Source organism: Bartonella sp. AA168HLJHH, from assembly GCF_042197365.1.
Classification (GTDB): domain Bacteria; phylum Pseudomonadota; class Alphaproteobacteria; order Rhizobiales; family Rhizobiaceae; genus Bartonella.
Window position 1 is genome coordinate 147,455 of the sequence record NZ_JBHIRS010000003.1, and the last position, 21,902, is coordinate 169,356.

At 35.4% G+C, this 21,902-nt stretch carries 15 protein-coding genes; 7 read left to right on the forward strand and 8 right to left on the reverse strand.

Annotated elements, in window-relative coordinates; all coding sequences use genetic code 11:
• Positions 1-44 precede the first annotated feature (44 nt).
• The 4 genes from ACFINM_RS03635 to parE all read left to right on the forward strand — a co-directional run bounded on the left by ACFINM_RS03635 (position 45) and on the right by parE (position 4,552).
• Positions 45-671, forward strand: a complete 627-nt coding sequence (locus ACFINM_RS03635) for a LemA family protein (protein WP_375621420.1) — start codon at positions 45-47, stop codon at positions 669-671.
• Positions 671-1,522: a TPM domain-containing protein gene (locus tag ACFINM_RS03640; RefSeq protein WP_375611497.1), complete on the forward strand. Its 852-nt coding sequence runs from the start codon at positions 671-673 to the stop codon at positions 1,520-1,522. Before ACFINM_RS03635 ends, ACFINM_RS03640 begins: the two co-directional genes overlap by 1 nt.
• A gap of 147 nt (positions 1,523-1,669) precedes the next feature.
• Entirely contained in the window at positions 1,670-2,407 is a 738-nt protein-coding gene (gene lipB, locus ACFINM_RS03645) for a lipoyl(octanoyl) transferase LipB (protein ID WP_375630117.1), read from the forward strand.
• 78 nt (positions 2,408-2,485) lie between these two features.
• Positions 2,486-4,552: a DNA topoisomerase IV subunit B gene (parE, locus tag ACFINM_RS03650; protein ID WP_375632404.1), complete on the forward strand. Its 2,067-nt coding sequence runs from the start codon at positions 2,486-2,488 to the stop codon at positions 4,550-4,552.
• Positions 4,553-4,569: 17 nt separating this feature from the next.
• Here parE and recJ read toward each other — a convergent pair whose 3' ends face one another.
• A complete protein-coding gene (gene recJ, locus ACFINM_RS03655; protein WP_375640501.1) occupies positions 4,570-6,354 on the reverse strand; it encodes a single-stranded-DNA-specific exonuclease RecJ in 1,785 nt (594 codons plus the stop codon).
• Positions 6,355-6,650: 296 nt separating this feature from the next.
• Here recJ and rplM point away from each other — a divergent pair, with 296 nt between their 5' ends.
• Complete coding sequence (rplM, locus tag ACFINM_RS03660) at positions 6,651-7,115, forward strand: 50S ribosomal protein L13 (RefSeq protein WP_015856544.1); 465 nt, start codon at positions 6,651-6,653, stop codon at positions 7,113-7,115.
• Positions 7,116-7,117: 2 nt separating this feature from the next.
• The gene (rpsI, locus tag ACFINM_RS03665; RefSeq protein ID WP_375630114.1) at positions 7,118-7,603 is read left to right on the forward strand and encodes a 30S ribosomal protein S9; all 486 of its coding nucleotides are present in this window, start codon (positions 7,118-7,120) and stop codon (positions 7,601-7,603) included.
• A 310-nt stretch (positions 7,604-7,913) separates the two neighbouring features.
• Here rpsI and ACFINM_RS03670 read toward each other — a convergent pair whose 3' ends face one another.
• From ACFINM_RS03670 to ACFINM_RS03695, 6 genes are all read right to left on the reverse strand, one after another.
• On the reverse strand, positions 7,914-8,279 hold the full coding sequence (locus tag ACFINM_RS03670) for a response regulator (protein WP_273724078.1): 366 nt from the start codon (positions 8,277-8,279) through the stop codon (positions 7,914-7,916).
• A gap of 541 nt (positions 8,280-8,820) precedes the next feature.
• Positions 8,821-9,180 (reverse strand): hypothetical protein, encoded by a 360-nt coding sequence (locus tag ACFINM_RS03675; protein WP_375630137.1) that lies wholly within the window; start codon positions 9,178-9,180, stop codon positions 8,821-8,823.
• 2,438 nt (positions 9,181-11,618) lie between these two features.
• A complete protein-coding gene (locus ACFINM_RS03680; RefSeq protein WP_375630113.1) occupies positions 11,619-12,407 on the reverse strand; it encodes an ABC-2 family transporter protein in 789 nt (262 codons plus the stop codon).
• Positions 12,391-13,215 (reverse strand): ABC-2 family transporter protein, encoded by an 825-nt coding sequence (locus tag ACFINM_RS03685; RefSeq protein ID WP_375621426.1) that lies wholly within the window; start codon positions 13,213-13,215, stop codon positions 12,391-12,393. The genes ACFINM_RS03680 and ACFINM_RS03685 overlap by 17 nt, the downstream gene beginning before the upstream one ends.
• Positions 13,190-14,209: an ATP-binding cassette domain-containing protein gene (locus ACFINM_RS03690; RefSeq protein ID WP_375621427.1), complete on the reverse strand. Its 1,020-nt coding sequence runs from the start codon at positions 14,207-14,209 to the stop codon at positions 13,190-13,192. Before ACFINM_RS03690 ends, ACFINM_RS03685 begins: the two co-directional genes overlap by 26 nt.
• Positions 14,210-15,004: 795 nt before the next feature.
• Entirely contained in the window at positions 15,005-15,988 is a 984-nt protein-coding gene (locus ACFINM_RS03695) for an RluA family pseudouridine synthase (protein ID WP_375640506.1), read from the reverse strand.
• A gap of 206 nt (positions 15,989-16,194) precedes the next feature.
• Here ACFINM_RS03695 and ACFINM_RS03700 point away from each other — a divergent pair, with 206 nt between their 5' ends.
• Positions 16,195-17,976 carry a glucan ABC transporter ATP-binding protein/ permease gene (locus ACFINM_RS03700; RefSeq protein ID WP_375621429.1) on the forward strand — a complete coding sequence of 594 codons (1,782 nt, stop codon included), beginning with the start codon at positions 16,195-16,197 and terminating at the stop codon, positions 17,974-17,976.
• Between the two features lie 1,253 nt (positions 17,977-19,229).
• Here ACFINM_RS03700 and alaS read toward each other — a convergent pair.
• Positions 19,230-21,896, reverse strand: coding sequence for an alanine--tRNA ligase (gene alaS, locus ACFINM_RS03705; protein WP_375621430.1), 2,667 nt, complete (start codon positions 21,894-21,896; stop codon positions 19,230-19,232).
• Between the last annotated feature and the right edge of the window lie 6 nt (positions 21,897-21,902).

Sequence of the window (21,902 nt, forward strand, 5' to 3'; positions counted from 1 at the left end):
AATAAACCCTATATAATACATAAAATATCTGTGGAGACATCTTTATGTTAAATGTACAAACTTCTTCAATGTTTAAAATATTAAAAAAATTTCCAATCGTGATTCTTTTGGCATGGTTAGTGCCATTTTTAAGTGGGTGCGGATTTAATACGATACCAACAAATGAAGAAAAAGCACATGCAGCATGGAGTGAAGTGCTCAATCAATATCAACGTCGTATAGATCTCATCCCCAATCTTGTAGAAACAGTTAAAGCTTACGCAGCTCATGAACAAAGTGTTTTCACAAATGTAATTGAAGCACGTGCTAAAGCAACACAAGTCAACATTAATGCAGATATGTTGAATAATCCAGAAATTATGCAGCAATATCTCAAAAATCAAGCAAATTTATCAAGTGCACTTTCGCGACTTATGGCTGTTGTTGAAAACTATCCGGATCTTAAAGCAAACCAAAACTTTCTTGCTCTTCAATCACAATTAGAAGGAACAGAAAACCGTATTTCCGTTGCGCGCCGCGATTATATTGAAACAGTACGTGCCTACAATACTGCACTCAAAACAATGCCGACGATGATTTGGGCAAAGTTATGGTTTCGCGATGCTAAACCCATGCCAACTTTTACCATCGATACAGATAGCCAACAAACACCAAAGGTTAATTTTAATTAATGAAATCATTTCGATACTCTTTGCAACGTATTGTATTTCCAAAATTATGGGCTTTTATCTGCTCTCTGTATTTAGTTGCTGCATTGGGAAGTATCGCTTGTTCGCAAATAAAATTTCCTCATTTAACAGGTTATGTTAATGATGTGGCTCATTTGCTCGATAATGCAACCAAGGAAGACTTAACAAAAAAACTGGCAGCACTCGAAGAGAAAACGGGAGATCAAATTGTTCTTGTAACACTCCCTACTCTTTCGGGCAACGATATAGAAACGTACAGCAATTCTCTTTTTCGTACATGGGGATTAGGCCAAAAGAAGATCAATAATGGTGTATTACTGGTCATTGCACCGAATGAACGCACAGCACGTATCGAAGTTGGATATGGTTTGGAAGGAGAGCTAACAGATGCTCTTTCCTCTGTCATTATTAATAGCTTCATGATTCCTAATTTTCGCGAAGGAAATTATCAAAAAGGAATTGCTGAAGCAGTTGATGCAATTATCAAAGTTATTACAGAAAGTGATTCTGATTTTACTTTTCGCATCAAAGAAAAAGCTAAAATCGTTGAAGAACAACGTAAACAAGCTGAAAAAGAAGAAATGGTAATCAATGCAATTATGTTTTTAGCCTTTTTTATAATGTTTGGTCTTCCTATTCTTGCAATGATTTTTGGTAAAAAAGTGGGGCCACAAAAGTATCTCTGGCTGGGGATCATCTTCACACCTTGGTTTCTTAACTTAAGTGCCGGTGGCAGATATCCTGGTGGAAGGTTCGGAGGTCCTCGAGGTGGAGGGGGATTTAGGGGTGGTGGTGGATCATCAGGTGGTGGCGGTGCAACAGGAAGATGGTAAAAGGAACGTGGATTTTTAAGCGTAGCAAATCTTCTTAAGATAAAATTTTATGAACGTATTCTCTTTTATTCAACAATTCTATACCTTACTCTGTAATCACTTTTATTGATTACAATACAAACTCAAACATCAAGATAAATATTACCCATGACATGTGAATTGAAACATACAGATCGTAATCACTTATCACATCATTTTAATGCAATTCTAGAAAATCCACCCGTCGAATGGAAAATAAGCGATCATCTGATTGAGTATCCTGAAGCTCTGCGTTATATGCAAGAACGTGTAGAAAAAATTCTTGCAAAAACCGCGCATGAACAAGTTTGGCTTCTTGAACACCCTTCCCTTTATACAGCGGGAACGAGTGCAAATAAAAAAGATCTTTTGGCACCTAATTTATTCCCTGTTTATGAAGCAGGACGTGGAGGTGAATTTACATATCACGGTCCAGGACAGCGTATTGCTTATATCATGCTTGATCTTAAACGCCGAAAACAAGACATTCGTGCTTTCATTAGTGCATTAGAAGAATGGATCATACAGATGCTTGCAAATTTTAATATTAAAGGCGAACGACGAGAAGATCGCGTTGGTGTCTGGATTAAACAGCCTCATTGCCCATCAAAACAAAATGATCTTTCTTCTGAAAATAAAATTGCAGCTATTGGCATTCGAGTGCGCAAATGGATAAGTTTTCATGGAGTTTCTATCAATGTTAATCCTAATTTAGCCCATTATTCAGGAATTGTTCCTTGTGGAATTACAAACCACGGTGTAACAAGCTTTCTTGATCTAGGGTACTCTGTAGCAATGCATGATATTGATATTGCTCTCAAACACGCTTTTGAAAAAATTTTTGGTCCAACAATCGATGTTTCCTAAGTGCATTGATTTTTAAATAAAAAACAGGCATAAAATTTATTTTAATGAAATATTTTATGAGGTGGATAGTTAAACGCTATGAGCGATAACAAAAAGGATCTTTTTAGTGTTTTAAATAAAGCCCAATCTCGGGTAAATACAAAAGAAAACACTCTGCAGTCTCCAATGAAATCAAACGCGATGATTTCAAGAAAAAGTGCAAAAGATACGCAAGAAGATGACTATAATGCTCTCTCTATTCGAGTTCTTGAGGGGTTAGAGCCCGTACGTTTACGCCCTGGAATGTATATTGGTGGAACAGACAGTAAAGCGCTTCATCATTTATTTGCCGAAATTATTGATAACGCGATGGATGAAGCTGTTGCGGGTTATGCAGATTCTATTGAGGTCTCATTAGATAGGAACGGTTATATAACCGTTACAGATAATGGACGCGGTATTCCTGTTGAAAATCATCCTCAAATGCCTGAGAAATCGACTCTTGAAGTTATTATGACACAACTCCACTCAGGGGGAAAATTTGATGGAAAGGCTTATCAAACTGCAGGTGGACTTCATGGAGTAGGAATTTCTGTCGTCAATGCTCTTTCTGATGATATGGAAGTTGAAGTTGCACGAGAACGAAAACTTTACCGCCAACGTTTCTCACGCGGTATTCCTCAATCTGGATTGGAAGATCTGGGAGATGTTTATAATCGTCGTGGTACGCGCGTTCGTTTTCATCCTGATCATGAAATTTTTGGTGAAAAAGCAGCTTTTGATCCAGAAAAAATCTATAAGATGACATGCTCCAAAGCCTATCTTTTTGGTGGCGTAAAAATTCGCTGGTCTTGTGATCCCGTCATACTTGAAGGCGCAAAAAATATTCCTGAAAAAGCTGTTTTTCATTTTCCCGATGGGCTTAAAGACTATTTACTTTCGTCACTAAAAGATGAATATCGAGTAACGTCAGAAATTTTTTCTGGCAAAACACAACACAATAATGGCCATGGCTCCGTTGAGTGGGCTATCGCTTGGCATGGTGGTGATTCTTGTGTGCAATCTTACTGCAATACGATTCCTACAGGAGAAGGCGGAACACATGAAATAGGATTACGTCAAGCTCTTTTGCGTGGATTGAAATCCTACGCTGAGTTAATAGGAAACAAGCGCGCAACGATTATTACGTCTGACGATATTATGATTTCAACAGCCGCAATACTTTCAGTCTTTATCAGTAACCCTGAATTTGTTGGACAAACAAAAGATCGATTAGCAACCATTGAAGCACAGCGTATCGTTGAGAATGCAATCCGGGATCCTTTTGATCATTGGTTAGCAAATTCCCCACAAGAAGCAACAAAACTTCTCGATTGGGTTATCGAACGTGCTGAAGAACGTGTTAGACGACGCCAAGATAGAGAAATAAGTCGAAAAACTGCTGTCCGTAAATTACGTCTGCCCGGTAAACTTGCAGATTGTAGCCAGAACCATGCTTTGGGTGCTGAACTATTCATTGTTGAAGGGGATTCTGCAGGAGGATCTGCTAAACAAGCAAGAAATAGAGCAAACCAAGCAATTTTACCTCTTCGTGGTAAAATCTTAAATGTCGCCAGTGCTGCACATGAAAAAATGAACTCAAGCCAAACAATTAGCGATCTTATCCTTGCTCTTGGATGTGGAACACGCTCCAAGTATCGTGAAAAAGATCTCAGATATGAACGTATTATCATCATGACAGATGCTGATGTTGATGGTGCTCATATTGCGTCACTGCTCATTACCTTCTTCTTTCAGGAAATGCCTGACCTTATTCATCAGGGACATTTATATCTTGCCGTCCCTCCCCTTTATAGAATATCGCAAGGAGGAAAAGTTGCTTATGCTCGTGACGACATTCATAAGGATGAATTGCTCAAAACTGAATTTACTGGAAAAGCTAAAATCGAAATCGGGCGTTTTAAAGGGCTGGGTGAAATGCGCGCAGAACAACTTAAAGAAACGACTATGCATCCTCAAAAACGTACATTGCTTCGTGTTTCTATTGATGCCGTGGAAATGCAAGAAACGAAAAAGACTGTAGAAAGTCTCATGGGAACAAAACCAGAAGCACGATTTCGTTTCATACAAGAAAACTCTACTTTTGCTTCTAATCTAGACATCTAATATAAAAAATATCCCTTTCAAACCACTGCAGCTGCGTCAATCACGCGCAGTTGCGGATTGATCGTTCCATTCCAATAATTCAAACTAAGATGACCAGCTAAATGAATCATTTCACCAATATTTTCAAAAAGAAAATCACCAAGTGATGTCCCTACAGCACGAAAAGCTATTCCTTGTAGTTTTTTTCCTTCAACATTAGATACAATGAGGCGAAGATGTCCTTTACCAACTTCAGATAGATTCACCAGTCGATGAGAGGGAAGAACAAAAACAGGTGTTGCATTCCCTGCCCCAAATGGCCCTGCTTTTTCAAGCAATTCAAACAGCGCTTCATTAACACCAGAAGCAGAAAGAGAACCATCTATACTAAGAGATTTTTTTGCACGCAACTGTGAAACCATTAAAGAAACTTTTTCTTCTAGCCATTTTCGAAAAATTTCAATTTTTGTTGATTGAATTGTAATTCCTGCTGCCATACTATGTCCCCCTCCTTTTTCTAATAAATTTAATGTAACAGCTTCACGAACGATTGCTCCTAAATCTATACCATTAATTGAGCGTCCCGACCCTACGCCATTTCCATCTTCTTTCAAAGCAATAGCAAAAACAGGACAAAAAAAACGCTCTTTGAGGCGGGAAGCAAGAATACCAATAATCCCCGGATGCCATTCTTTATGAGAAATTACAAGTGACAATGGTATTTCTTGACCTTGATAAAGAGAAGCAATATAGGATTCCGCTTGTGCTAATTGAATATTCTCCATTTCTTGTCGTTCTTGATTAAGCCGATCTAATTGTTCTGCTATTCTGTCCGCTTCATCTTTATTCTCACAGCTAAGCAAACGTGCTCCCAAAGCTTGATCACCAATGCGCCCTCCTGCATTAATTCTAGGACCTAATAAAAAACCTAAATGAAAACTATTAAGCGGCTCCCCTATTCGTGCAACCTTTGTTAAAGCTGTTATTCCTAGATTATGCATAGAACGAGCAACTTGAAGCCCTTTTAACACAAAAGCACGGTTAACCCCCTGTAATGGAACGACATCACATATGGTTGCCAATGCAACAAGATCAAGCATACTTAAAAGATCAGGCAGCGGTCCTTGGAATTGTTTTTTCCGCAGCAAATGATGAACCCAAGCTAACGTAACAAAAACAACGCCAGCTGCACATAAATGCCCCTGTTTAGAAAAATCATCAGGACGATTAGGATTGACAAGAGCAACAGCTTCTTGATGAATCTCTGACATTTGATGATGATCTAAAATCACAACATCAGCACCAGCAAGCCTCGCTGCTTTTACGGCATCAGGACTGTTTGCGCCACAATCAACAGTGATAATTAACCGAGCGCCTTCTTGCACAAGCATCCTCATTGCTTGTTCATTCGGACCATAGCCTTCAACAATACGATCAGGAATATAAATTTTGACTTCAATACCAAAATAACGAAAAAAACGCGCTATGAGTGCCGATGAACAAGCACCATCAACATCATAATCACCAAAAACAGCAACCTGTTCTTGATTGAAAAGAGCCTTAACAATACGCTCTGCAGCGCATTGCATATCCCTAAAACTTTCTGGATCAGGCATAAGCGTACGTAATGTTGGATTAATAAAAGCAACAGCCTCAGCTTCATCCACATCTCTTGCTGAAAGTACTCGAGCTAACTGATCTGGAAAGCCAAATTTTTGAGAAATAGCGCGCGCGTTATTTATCCCTTGAACATCAAGGGCATCTAACCAAGCTTGACCACAAGCAGAAGATTCAACATTGAGAAAATAACGAGACCACTGCATTATTTCTTATTTTATAATGAAGAACGATAAAATACAATCATGCGTTAAAGATAAAATAGTCTTTTGCAACATTCATTTTAAGTTTAAATGGTCTACAAACTTCTTTTAATGGGGTATTATAATACCTTTCTTGTAACATATTGTTTTATAAAGTTTTTATTTTCTCTTGACGTCAATCAAAAGACATTATATCAGAGCAAGTAGTATGCGTTAAATATTTCGCTATGGTAACAATTTTCAACGCAAAACAGTAAAAATTCCCTTATATTAAAAGGGTTCGAATAAAGGATACTTCTATGGCAACTTTTTCACAAAAGCCAACTGAAGTGGTGAAAAAATGGGTTATTATTGACGCAGAAAACCTTGTTTTAGGTCGTCTTGCCACATTTGTTGCTAACCGCTTACGTGGCAAACATAAAGCTACATTTACTCCACATGTTGATGATGGTGACAACGTTATTGTCATTAATGCAGATAAAATAGCTCTCACTGGCAAAAAATATACGGATAAAAAATATTATTGGCATACCGGCTATATTGGTGGAATCAAACAACGTACAGCACGTCAACTTCTTGAGGGGCGTTTTCCCGAACGCGTTATTGAAAAAGCGGTAGAGCGTATGATTCCTCGTGGACCTCTTGGTCGCCGTCAATTGAAGAATCTACGTGTTTACGCTGGAAGCCAACATCCACATGAAGCACAACAGCCTGAATCTCTTGACGTTGGTGCTTTAAACCGCAAAAACAAAAGGATTGCTTGATTATGGCTGAAATTAATTCTCTTTCTGAGCTTAGCATAGTAACAAGTATTACAGAAACACATGAAAATGTTGTTCCTGTTCACATGCAGAAGCTTGATTCACAAGGACGTGCTTACGCAACAGGAAAGCGTAAAGACGCTGTTGCGCGTGTATGGATTAAACCAGGTTCTGGAAAAATCACGATCAACAATAAGGAATTTGACAAATATTTTGCTCGTCCTGTTCTTAGAATGATTCTTCGTCAACCAATTGTTGCAACAAATAGGGATACCCAATTTGATATTATTGCAACCGTTGCAGGCGGTGGTCTTTCTGGACAAGCCGGCGCAGTACGCCATGGCATTTCCAAAGCTTTAACCTATTACGAACCAGAACTTCGCTCAATCTTGAAAAAAGGTGGGTTTCTTACCCGTGATAGTCGTGTTGTTGAACGTAAAAAATACGGTAAAGCAAAAGCACGTCGTTCTTTCCAATTCTCAAAGCGTTAATTTCAATTTTGCAATGCATAAAGCCTCGGACAAAAACGGGGCTTTTTTAAACTGCTAAAACAGACTTTTAGATGAATGTAGGAACAAATCTATACCGATTAGAAAAAACAAGAATGCAAAACAACCTCTTCTCTTAAGATAAAAGGCAAGAAAAATAGACCGAAAAAATTCAAAACTTCAGTTTCAATTTTTTAAATCTGTTTTACTAACTTGTAATATATCGACGTGCTAAAGCACAAAAATATTTACGCGACGACTTTAGCAATCTTATAAGCTTTTCAATATTTTTTCTATCATTACTTAACAAGCTTTAGTCCAAGAAATGCTTTACCATTGTGATAAAATGAGGGACAGAAATAGGCTTTGACATATATTCTTCACACCCACTGGCACGAATTCGCTCCTCATCGCCTTTCATAGCAAAAGCTGTTACAGCAACAACGGGGATTGATCGAAGTTCTTCATCTTCTTTTAATTGTTTAATAACATCTATTCCAGAGACCTCTGGCAACTGGATATCCACAAGGATAAGAGATGGCATTGATGAACGCGCCAAATCTAATGCCATAAGACCATTACGCGTTTCAACGGTTTCATAACCACTCGCTTCTACAAGATCGCGAAACAACTTCATATTAAGCTCATTATCTTCCACGATCATGACTTTTTTTGACATTCGTATAACTCCACCCTTCTCAGATAAAATAGAGAAATAGAAATGAATCCACATTCTCTTTGCTTAAGATAAAATGATAAAATGAATTGTAAACCACAAAGAGATTAAAAGATTCCAATAAAAGCATTTTTGCAAATATTTGTAAGACGCATCGCTATACTTATTCAGTTCATCAACATAAAACCCACAAATAGTCGTAAGATTGTGTGACCTTGTATTTTTTGAGTTGATATACAAAGTTTATGGATATCTCAATTAATGCATTCGCGTTTTCATCATAAAAAAATATCAACCACAAACTTAGCTCAAACGCGTATTTTGAAGAGGAAAAAATTTAAGTAAATTTAAAAAGCAACTGATTAGCTGAATTTAATGCGCCATATACTGGCATCCACAAAACAATATCTTAATGATATAAAAAGATAAACTTATCAATGTCATTAAGAGTAAAAAATAAATAAACCGTGATTAAATAACACGGTTTATTTAATATAAACATTCAATAACAGCATAATTCAAATTTGATCAATGATAATATCTTTTAATTCAAAGCCCATGAACTATGAGCAAAAGCATCGAATGTTCTTCCACCTGTCTCTCTGTTAGGACTGGGCGGCTTTCTAGTAAAGAAATATACAAAATATGCGATTAAAGCAAAAATCGCTGTCTCCATCCCCATTAAACCCGCGACTTTTTGGACATTTTTCTCACCCCCTTGTCCTCCAAACTGGCTAATAACCATATCAACAGCTTTAATAACTCTATTTTCCTGTGTCATTACAGAAATAAAACCAGCATTTTGAAATCTACCATTTAAAGAATCAGCATTAGCTCTTAAAATCTGTGAAAAGAAAATCGCTACTGCAACAAAACATACTATACAATACTTGAATATTTTCATCATAACCACCTAATTACAATATTTAGTAAAATAAATTTTCTTTACCGCCCCCTCTAAATAGAAAACATTCCGTTATCTATATATAAAGTATATTTATCTTCTGATAATAAAAATATAATACAAAATTCAATTAATAATTTTATTTTAATTGTTATTTTTATATTATATTACACTTACAATATATCCGTTACATGTTTATTTAAGGATTGTCAATTATTTTATTTGTAATTTACATTGAGTAATTTAAAGATAAAAATATATTAAAATAAAGTTATTTTATTGTTTTTATTATAAATTTAGCTTTATTATCATAACTATTATTATGATTTTATAATATAAAAAATATCAATATGTTGTTTTTTTAGTTACATACAATGTTTTTATTTTTTGTATAATATATTAAAATAAATATTTTTATAAAATATTTTTCTTTAGTATAGATTGAGAAAAAATATTTGCCCCAGCTACAATTAGCGTAAGAACCAGCTTAACTCTTTGATTGAAAAAGCTAAATTAGATAAGATAAGGGATAACTTTGGTGAATGCGCTAAATCTAATACCATAAGCTATTACACATTTCAACGTTTTCACAGCCATGCGTTTCTACCAGAACATGGAATAATTTTAATAAAGTTCATTGTCTTCCACAATTATAACTTTCTAACATTAATATAATTCCACGATTTTAAGATAAAATAGAGAAATAAAAATGAGTCCACCTTCTTTCTAACCAAGATAAAATGATTAAAATATAAATCATAAAAAATTTAATAATGTCCAATAAAAGCATTTTTGCACAAACCTTTGTAATGCTAATCGTTATACTTCTTCAGTTTATCAAAATGATAATCTAGAATAGCCATAAAATTATATGATCGTATATTTTTTGAGTTGATACGAAAAATTTATCGATATTCAAATCAGCTCATGCCCCTTTTCATCTTAGAAAAGATATCAATCACGAAAATTAGCGTAGATATATATTTTGAAAAAAATTTAAATAACGTTGATATGGATAGATTATTTGCTAGCAAACAATCTTCTCTATTAAATCAGAGTGTTCACTATTGTGATATTTTAATCTCAATCACTACAACACTTCAATAACAGAAAAAAATATAGATTCACTATAAGCTTAAAATAAAAATTTTGGAATTGATCATATATACAATGAATGAACCGTAAAATACAAAAGTAATCATAACACTAGAAAATGAAAAAGCTTATCACTCTTGTTCACTATTCCTTCCTCTCTCATTTTTTCTGTGTTATTTTTAAAGTCTTGTAAAAGATATGAATTACATGAAAAAAATTTAGCCCTTTGTAATCTCTACGCCATCAATCACATTAGTTTTATTAATGATAAGAAATAACATCTGTATAGCTCTAAGCTTAAAGAGCAACACAAGATTAAAGTATCATTTTTATTTATTGTAAAAGAGGATGTAAAACTTCATTTTTCTCTTATCCTTGTTAAGAAAAATTGAAAAATGATCTTATTAATAATTAAAAAATAGAAAATATTTTTTTACAAAATAATATATTATTTAATTACTTTTTAAAATAACCTATTTAAAATAATATAAATATATTATGTTTATATTGTATGTATTTAAATTGTATATTTTCAATTAAATAATAATGTTTATAATAATAATAAAAATATTACATAATAATTATCTTTCTATTAAATAAAATCGTAACATGAAATAAGAAATTCATAATAAAATTAAGTATAATTTTATTGGTTTATAAGTGCAACAAAGAAATATATTTAATTATGTTATTGAGCTCAGTTGCGTTGCCATCGTTTTTGCCTGCTTGGATTGGTGAATCCTTTTATTTCCAAGCAATTATTAACTGAACTTTGACTGCTCAGCATGCTGAAAAATCTCTATGTGATTGTTTTCTTGATAATTGCTATTATGTTGTTTAGCGCAGCTCTTAGCTTTCTATCAGGCAACTTAAAAGCTTTATTCTGTCAATTTTCTTATTGTTTAAGCAAAAACTCATCCACGTAATAATATATTGAATGCACCAACAAAATCCGCACGAATAACCACATTCTACACATCTAAAAATTACCCATCTTTGACAGTTTTTTAGCACTATAAACGCAACAAAAGTAAATTTTGCTCGGAGGAAAAAGCACTACTAATATTGTATACCATCTTACAATTGGCTTGTGTCATCAAGCAGCCATCCAAACTCAAACTAAAACTGATCTAAAACCAAGAAATTTAACTCTATGATTTCTGTTGTAAATTCTTTGCTCATAGCTATAGAAATACAACCGATTTTATGCATGAATATGTCTAATAAAAATCCTCATGTGTAAATTTTACATACCCTATACCGCCAGCATAAATAACGATATTTTACAGTACGATAGAATTTTCACTCAATTTTTTATTTTTATAATCATGCTGACTTTCATCTCATCCCCCTAATCCATTAAATTTACGCATTGTTTTCTTATAACTTATGAAAGTCATGACCATGGAAAGAAAAGCGCTCAACAGAAGATATCCAATATTCCATTCGCCTTTACCAAGCAACAATGACACAGGCAAGGAAGCAGAAAAAGCCATAGGAAGCATAAACAAAAGCCATTTTACGATGCTTAAAGGATAAATTCCTATTGGTACAAATGAAAGCTCGTAAATCATTTCATGAAAATATTCGACAGGCATCTTACGGCTAATAATAAATGTTATAAAATTGAACATCAGAAAAAAACAAATATTGACAATAAAAACACAAAATATTGCAACAACAAAAGAGATCCATCTGAGCTTAAGATCAGAAATATCCGGTAATGATACAAATAAATAGGCACTAACATAAAGAACAAAGAGCTTGATCAAATTAAGAGATTTACACCAACCAAACAACATCAACAACCAGCTTGAAACAGGCTTTATCAAGTATGGTTCAATTTTACCATCCGCTACTTTTTCAAAAAACGTTTCAATAGAATTAGTAAAAATATTCAAAAATATTCCAAGTAGAACAAAGACAACAAAGATAAAATGGATTTCATCTCTGCTATAGTTACCGATCTTTCCTGAAAAAGAAGATATTCTATCAATAAATATGAATTGAATAAAATAATAGCATAGAGAAAGAATAAACTCCCCAGCCAAATTCTTACCATAAACAATCTGTCGGCGGATATTCAAAATGATAAAATGAAGGATTATTTTCATCTCAACCACCTGCTCCATTATATGCTTTCATCCCTTTATTCCAAGCAATATAAATTAAGAATAAAAAACACAAAATAGAAGTAAAACTTCCGAAAATAAACTGCTGAAACAACGCTAAATTTTGCGTCGCGAAAAACTCGGCAGGAGCTGATATCATGAAACGATAGGGATTAAATTGCATAAGCGGAATAAGCCACACCGGCCAAAAAGATGGTGGTAAAAGAACACCCCCAAGAAGCGTTGAACTGAGAATACTGAAAGAGAGTAATATATTGTACTCAATCACCCAAAAGCTTAATAAGGCAATTCCAAAAGAGAGTAAAAAACAAAGCAATTGTGATAGAATAACAACCAGAAAAAAGAACAGAAAAGCGATGACCAATCCCAGAATATTTTCATAGGATAAAACAAGCTTAACAACAAAAAGAGCCAATAACGGGATGCTATATAATACACTCTCCCCTAAAAAAGTAAAAAGCATTTGTGTCATATAACTAAAGGGCTTTGTAAGATATACTTCTAATTGACCTTCTTTAACATGATGAGAGAAAAACTTAATCACATTATAACCATTATTTAAGCGACCTAGGACTAAAGCAAAAGCATAATAATACATCATATCATAAAAGCTAAAGCCATTGATGGTGTTGCCCGTATCAGAGAAAAGTGCATTCCATAATAGAAGTTGAATAACAAATGGCGAAAGTGTCCCAATGATAATATCGGTAAAAAACATTGCTCTATCACTTAGAACAGTGAGTAATCCATTCTTGGCAAAAAGAAACATACCAAAGCAGTGGTTAGATAAATTCTTTAAATTTAACACGGAGCATCTCTTCAAGCGAGGGAGTGGATACAGAGAACGTACAGTTCAATTCGGTTGTAATTTCGCGTACAAAACGCACAAAATCCTCACGGGGCAGCGAAACCTCCAGCGAGCATTCTTCAGCGTTAAAGTGCTTATCTTTTAAAGGAGTAGATAATTTCAACGCAATCTCATCAATTTTTTCTACAACAGCTGAAGGTGCAGCCATATGTTCACAAAAAAGTGTCATTCTCACCAAAGAAGGAATGACACTTTTAAGCGCATGAAGATTACCATGAAACTGTTTCTTTCCTTTATGCAAAAGAATAATATCATCGACGTATCCATCAATATCTCCCATATCATGACTTGTGATGATATACCCAGTGCCACGCTCCTTTTTCAGTTTTTTAAGAAGCTCCCTGATTTCATGCTTAGATGTAATATCAAGACCAATACTTGGCTCATCGAGAAACAACAGTTTAGGTTTAAAGGAGAGATTAAATGCCAATTCACTTTTCACTCTCTCACCCAGACTAAGCATCCGCACTGGCTTATCCATAATATGCTCAAGACCCAGCAACTCAGCGATCTCTTTAAGATCACGGGTAAAAGAGGCGCGTTCAAGACCATATAATGGTTGAACCATATCCAAACTGTAGCGTAAGGGCAAATCCCACCATAAACAATTCTTGTGACCAAAGACCACACCCAAAGACTTGAACAGATTTTTCTTCGCTTTATAAGGATCAACACCAAGGACTTTAACACATCCCTCATCAGCGTATTGTATACCAGAAAGTATTTTAATCAGTGTCGATTTACCCGCTCCGTTAGGGCCAAGAATTGCTAACGATTGCCCTGAAAAGAGGGTAAAACTCATATCTTTTAACACATGATGATTTGTATAAACCGGCTTGAAGAGAGAAAAGACCTTGTTTTTAAAACCAATTCCTCTGTCAATGTTGCGATATATTTTTGAGACGTTATTAACGTCAATCAATAATGATCCCATCAATCACTCCTCATTTCAACTTATCTCCCCTTTGAATGTTTCCATAATAAATATCTGTTTTGTTCACTAAAAAAACAAAAGTGTTCAAGCCCTCCTTAGAGCAATAAAACGCGCCTGACGTTTTATCTCCAATTTTTGTCTAGATATTTTTTCAATGTGATGAGTTCACTTCAATGCAGCATTAAGATACTAAAAACTTATTTCTTCTTTTATGAAAGATAGTCTTTTGGATAAACTAAGTAAGTAGAAAAATAATTGCTCATTGAAAGGAGAACTTTGCTAAGAAAGCTTCATTGTGTAAGCAAAGATACAAAAAGCATAAATCTATACTATAAGCATATCAAACCACATTGATAATAAAACAAACTTCCTTGACAACAGGAATTTTTGAGAGGCTACTTTTCCTCAGCATTACTATAAAATGCCTCCTTTATCTCCCATGAAAAAACTAAAATCGCTTTCTCTATTTTAGTAAATATCTTTCAGATTTTATCTAACTCATCTCCCTCAACAGACACGCCTTCCCAATATATGACCTCTATAGATAATTCAAAGAAGCAGCTTCATAAACTCAGATTATTAAATGATACACCATATCCAAAAATAACAATACAATCAATTATGGATAAAGAACTGTAGAAAGAAAGCCATGATATTCGAAAATTTCATCACTCAAAAACACAATTTTCTCATAGCGATTGACTTATCAAAAACTTTCTTCAAATGATGCCCTATTCATCTTATCAAATTTATAGACAAAATTTGTATCAATCAAAAAGAACAAATGAAGTTTGTTTAGTCGGTTTCAGCATCACTCTCATTAAAAGATAAAAGATTAAAACTTTGGACCATATGAGGTGGTAAAGGTGCAACAATGTCCAATATTCCTCCTGAAGGATGCGGAATACGAATACGACGTGCATGAAGATGAAGACGATTTTGAATTCCTCTTGGTAATGTCCAATTACTATCAGAAAAAAAATACTTTGTATCGCCAATGATAGGATGATCCATATGGGCTGCATGCACACGAAGCTGATGTGTTCTCCCTGTATAGGGTTCCATTTCAAGCCACGAAAGAGCCCGCCCTCGCGTATCTAAAACGCGATAGTAGGAAACCGCATGATGTGAATCTGGCTCCCCATGTTCACAAACACGCATTTTGTCACCTTGTGCAGTCATTTCCTTAACCATCCACGTTGAAATTTTGTCTTGCTTTTTTTTAGGCACACCCCGAACCAACGCCCAATAAGTCTTTTTTGTTTCTCGCGCTCTAAAAGCAGCAGTTAAGAACTGAGCAGCTCCCCTTGATCGCGCAACAATAAGCACACCCGACGTCTCACGATCAAGACGATGAACCAAACGCGGCTTTTCACCTTTTTTATTGCGCCATACCTCAAGCATACTATCCATATGACGAGTTAAACCAGAGCCTCCTTGTACAGCCAACCCAGCTGGTTTATTAAAAACAAATACCTTTGGATCTTCATAAAGCAGCATTTTTTTCAAAACGGTCCCATCATCCTGCCCACGAAGTGTTTTATCCGTTATTGAAAGACTTTCCTTGTCATTAATAGGGAGAGGTGGAATACGAACAGCCTGTCCTATACAAAGACGCGTATCGGCTTTAACACGTCCACTATCAACCCGTATCTGACCAGAACGCAACAATTTTTGCAAAGCTCCAAAACCAAGTCCTGGATAATGCACTTTAAACCAGCGATCTAAGCGCATTCCATTTTCATCTGCCTCAACTTTTTTTATTTCTATGCCTGCCATGAAAATTCCCTTACCTGATAATTTTATTGATCTATTTTTGCGCCTTTATAAACACAAAAATTCATATTTTAGTTGGTTTTATCACACCATATTACAGTTAGTATCCAAAATTGCCTTTTCTTAACGTCCAAATTTTATTAGCTAAAAACTAAGCGTTGTAAAAATCAACAGCCTTTACGCTTAATAGCGAATGGAGATAATTAACCGTGTCCTTATTTAAAACCTATGCACGTGTTCTCACTTACCTAAATAGAGAAAAAAATGCATCCCTTTTAATCTGTACCGCTAATGTTATGTTAGCTATTATCACTATTGCAGAACCTATTTTATTCGGACGTGTTATTGATTCTATTTCAGAAAAATCAGCTATCATTCCTACTCTTACCATTTGGGTTTGTTTTGGACTTTCACATATTATTGCTTATGTCCTTGTTGCTCGCGGTGCTGACCGCTTAGCCCATAGACGCCGCTTAACGGTTTTAACGGAATCTTTCGAACGTATCATTGCTATGCCTTTAATTTGGCATCAACAACGTGGAACTTCCAACGCACTCCATACACTTTTGCGCGCAATAGATTCCATGTCAACCATATGGCTTGATTTTATGCGCCAACATCTCTCAACGCTTGTCGCCTTATTGGTTCTCATCCCCATAGCGTTTAATATGAATTGGCGTCTTTCAATAGTCTTGGTTGTGCTTGCCATCACCTATGTATTAATTGCACGTTTAGTGATGCGAAAAACAAAAGACGGACAAGCCGCTGTAGAATGCTATCATCATAACCTTTTTAAACATGTCAGTGATTCAATCTCTAATGTTTCCATTGTACAAAGTTATAACCGAATAAAAGAAGAAGCTTCTACACTACATCAACATACAAATGCTCTGCTTAAAGCACAAAATCCTGTTCTCAATTGGTGGGCGCTCGCCAGTGGCTTAAATCGAATGGCTTCAACAATTTCAATCGTTTGTGTTCTTCTCCTTGGAGCTTTTTTTGTTGCAAAAGATCAATTACGAGTAGGTGAAGTCGTTGCTTTTGTTGGATTTGCACAACTCATGATTAGCCGCCTAGACCAAATGAGCAATTTTATTAATTGTGCAATATCCTCACAAGCAAAACTGCAAGAATTTTTTGAAATGGAAGACTCAACCTTTCATATTAACGAACCGCAAAATCTTCCTTCCCTCCAAAATGTTAAAGGCGCCATACAATTTCATCACGTGACCTATCAATTCCCAAATTCTTCTCAAGGTGTTTTTGATATTTCCTTTGAGGTTAAAGCAGGACAAACTGTTGCAATTGTAGGACCAACAGGGGCTGGAAAAACAACATTGATCAATCTGTTACAGCGCGTATACGACCCTACCCTTGGGCATATCTCCATTGATGGAATAAATATATGCTCAATCAATCGCGAATCTTTACGCAAATCTCTAGCAACAGTATTTCAAGACTCGGGTCTTTTTAACCGTACTATTCATGACAATATTTCAATAGGAAAAGCGAGCGCAACGAATGAAGAACTTTATGAAGCAGCAAAAATAGCAGAAGCTCACGATTTTATTCTAAAAAAAGCTGATTGTTATAACACAATGGTGGGCGAACGAGGATCTCAATTATCCGGTGGAGAAAAACAGCGACTAGCAATTGCACGCGCTGTTTTAAAAAATGCCCCTATTCTCATTCTAGATGAAGCAACAAGCGCTCTTGATGTTGAAACAGAAGCACGTGTCAAAGATGCTCTCGATTGCATAAGCCATAACCGTACTACTTTTATTATAGCACATCGCCTCTCAACAGTACGCAATGCTGATGTGATACTCTTTCTGGATCATGGTCACTTAATGGAAAAAGGAAACTTTCAAGAATTGATCGATAAAGGGGGACGTTTCTCTAATTTTTTAAAGGCAAGTGGTTTAACAATCAAACCACCAGAAAGAGAAGGAGAAAATGTTATTCCCTTACATGAAGCCATAGCTTCATAAAAACGATACTCTTCATAGATCTTATGCAAAAAATGCCTCTTCAATACAATAAGAGTTCTTATATATGATACAAGTAAAAAGATTTCTAAAAATGCCACAATCCATTTTAGGTATTTAAGAAAAATATTAAAACAGTTTAGTATTTTCTCTGCTATTGCAATTTTACTAGATTAGAACAAAAATATTTTCCTATATCTGTGCATACTGACGAGTATACATTCTCATTTAGGGAAAATGTAAAGGTAAAAACAATTTCCAGTTTTACCGTCTTCCTTTCACTCAGCTTTACGAATTTCAAAACGAACTAAAGTAATATCTTTTAAATAATGAATATTATGTATTGCGTTGCACTTTTGTTTATCACTTTCTTTATAGTCCTCTCATAAAGAACAGAACATCATTGTTTTGCACATTCATATAACTTTTTTTAAGAAACATTTCTCAATGCTCTTAAGCCCATTTCACAACGACATTCGTGAGTGGTTTTGATTAATTTAACATACACAGAATTTGAAATAATAAAACCCTACGAATATTCGTAGCTCTTATTCAAAAGATAAAACGATAAATTATCATTATAATTCAATATATTAAAGCAATTTTATCATAAATAAATTAGATGTTAATCTAAATCTTTAGATTTATGTGATATTCATTTGATTTATATTGATAATTCATTACTTTATAACTTGAAATAAAGATTTATAAAGATAGGAGAATATTCTTTTCCAAACCTTTTAATAATAAACCAAAAAACTGTTTTCTTGTACATAACAAGCAAAATAAAAACAACACAATAGCTCTAAGATACAACAACTCTTTTATAAGCCTTTTCAAGAAAAGAGATTTTATTCATTTGAAAACTAATAGAATAATGATAGCTTATAACTTTATAAGGATAATCGTATGCAATAAATCTTGTATTTTTCCTTTCATAAAAAGAGATGTTTCTTCAAAAAATCTATAAGAGCAACACAATAACTAGTCTTCCTAGTAAAAGAATACACAGTAAAGCATGAAGTGCTGCATAATCTATCTTATCTTAAAAAGGTGACTCCTGAAACGCTTGGAAGCTATAAAGCCAAATGATAAAGTGGTGATAAAGACAAACACTGTCTTTATCTTTACAATTGTATTTTCCCCAATTACGCTGTATCTGCATTTCAGAAATACACCAGACAGATATTCATGATACATAGATGCCAACCAAATATAACAATGTGAAAAATACCTATGCAGAATAATTTCATTCTTTAATTTTTTTCAAGAAAATCTTTTAGTGCCGCAAATGCCTCATCAGCTTTGTTCCCCTCAGGACCACCAGCCTGCGCCATATCAGGACGGCCACCTCCACCTTTACCACCAAGCATCGCTGAAAGAATACGAACGAGATCTACAGCATTTAATTTATCCGTTAAATCATCCGTAACACCGACAACAGCACTCCCTTTTCCATCCTCCGAGACACTAATAAAAGCAACCACTCCAGATCCAATTTGTTTTTTCTCAGAATCGACGAGCGCCTTAAGATCCCGTGGTAAAATATTTTTAACAACGCGTCCGGTAAAAGAAAACCCATTGATGATGATAATATCATCTTGGCTCCTTTCTGTTACTCCACCACTCAACATCATTTTCTTGCGTACATCATTCAATTCTTTTTCAAGTTTACGACGATCATCAAGCAAAATTCGCACCCGTTCTTCCACACCAGCAGAAGAAGTTTTTAAAAGATCAGCGATTTCATGAATACGTTCATCTTGGCGGCTAAGATAAAGACGTGCTTCTTTGCCTGTTAAAGCTTCAATACGCCGCACTCCAGCTGAAACAGAACTTTCAGAAACAATATGAATTAAACCAATATCACCTGTTCGCTCCACATGTGTCCCTCCACAAAGCTCAATTGACCAACGCTTTTTTAATCTTTCCTGTTCAAGTGGCTCCCCCATAGAAACAACGCGAACTTCATCACCATATTTTTCACCAAACAATGCCATGGCTCCTTCAGAAATGGCATCATCTACAGCCATGAGGCGCGTTATTACTTTACTATTTTGCAAAATAATCTCATTTGCTAAATCTTCTATTTTTTTCAACTCTTTTGGTGAAACGGATTTTGGATGGGAAAAATCAAAACGCAACCGATCTGGCGATACAAGAGAACCCTTTTGAGTAACATGATCCCCCAATGTTTGGCGTAAAGCTTCGTGTAACAAATGAGTAGCAGAGTGATTCGCGCGAATTTTCTTACGACGAACAATATCAACCGTTAATTCTACACAATCAGACCTCGATGCCTGACCAGATTTCACCTCCCCAATATGGATAAAAACACCATCACCCTTTCTTTGGGTATCATGCACCTTAAAAATAAAATTTTCACCAGAAATGATACCGCTATCACCAATTTGCCCACCAGATTCACCATAAAAAGGTGTCTGATTAACAACAAGCATAGCTTTCTGATCTGAAGAAATATGATCAACAATTTTACCATCACATACAAGAGCTGTAAGAATACCTTTCGCTGTCTCAGTTTCATAACCTAAAAACTCTGTGGCCCCCACTTGATCACGAACAGAAAACCAGATTTTCTCTGTTACAGCTTCTCCAGAACCAGACCAATTGGCACGTGCTTCCTCTTTTTGGCGTTCCATCGCTTTATCAAAAGCACCAACGTCAACAGATATTCCGCGACGACGAAGAACATCTTGCGTCAAATCAAGCGGAAAACCATAGGTATCATAAAGTTTGAAAGCAACTTCACCATTCAAATAGTCTCCTTCTTTAAGATCGGTACTTGCTTCGTTCAACAAACCAAGTCCTCGTTCAAGCGTTTTACGAAAACGTATTTCTTCTAACCTTAAAGTTTCTGAAATCAAAGATTCAGCACGTGTCAACTCAGGATAAGCTTGTCCCATTTCGCGAATTAAAGCAGTCAAAAGTCGCCACATTAAGGGCTCTTTAGCACCAAGAAGATGCGCATGACGCATAGCACGACGCATAATACGACGTAAAACATATCCTCTTCCTTCATTAGAAGGAAGCACACCATCAGCAATCAAAAATGCAGATGAGCGAAGATGATCAGCAATGACACGATGGCTGGCAATAAAATCACCCTTTGCCTCAATCCCTGTAATTTCTTCTGATGCAGCAATTAATGCACGAAAAAGATCAATGTCATAATTATCATGAACGCCCTGTAAAACAGCAGCAATACGCTCTAATCCCATGCCTGTATCAATAGAAGGGTGAGGTAAGTTAACACGTTCTTCCTTGGAAACTTGCTCATACTGCATAAAAACAAGATTCCAAATCTCAATAAAGCGATCCCCATCTTCATTAGCACTTCCAGGAGGACCGCCCCATATTTCATCACCATGATCATAAAAAATCTCCGAACAAGGCCCACAAGGTCCTGTTTCTCCCATCGACCAAAAATTATCAGCCGTCGCAATACGAACAATTTTTTCATCTGGAAGACCTGAAATTTTACGCCACAGTTCAGCAGCAACATCATCACTCTGATAAACTGTCACCAACAATTTATCTTTTGGCAGGCAAAATTCCTTTGTTAAAAGATTCCATGATAAAAAAATGGCTTCTTCTTTGAAATAATCACCGAAAGAAAAATTACCCAACATTTCAAAAAATGTATGATGGCGCGCCGTATAACCAACATTATCAAGATCATTATGCTTTCCACCCGCACGAACACATTTTTGTGCCGTTGTTGCCTGCGTATAAGAAGGTTGTTCAAGTCCAGTAAAAACATTTTTAAACTGCACCATCCCTGCATTTGTAAACATAAGTGTAGGATCATTCCGCGGAACAAGCGGACTAGAAGAAAGAACTTTATGCCCATTACGATGAAAATAATCCAAAAATGTTGACCGAATATTATTAACACTATTCATGTTGAC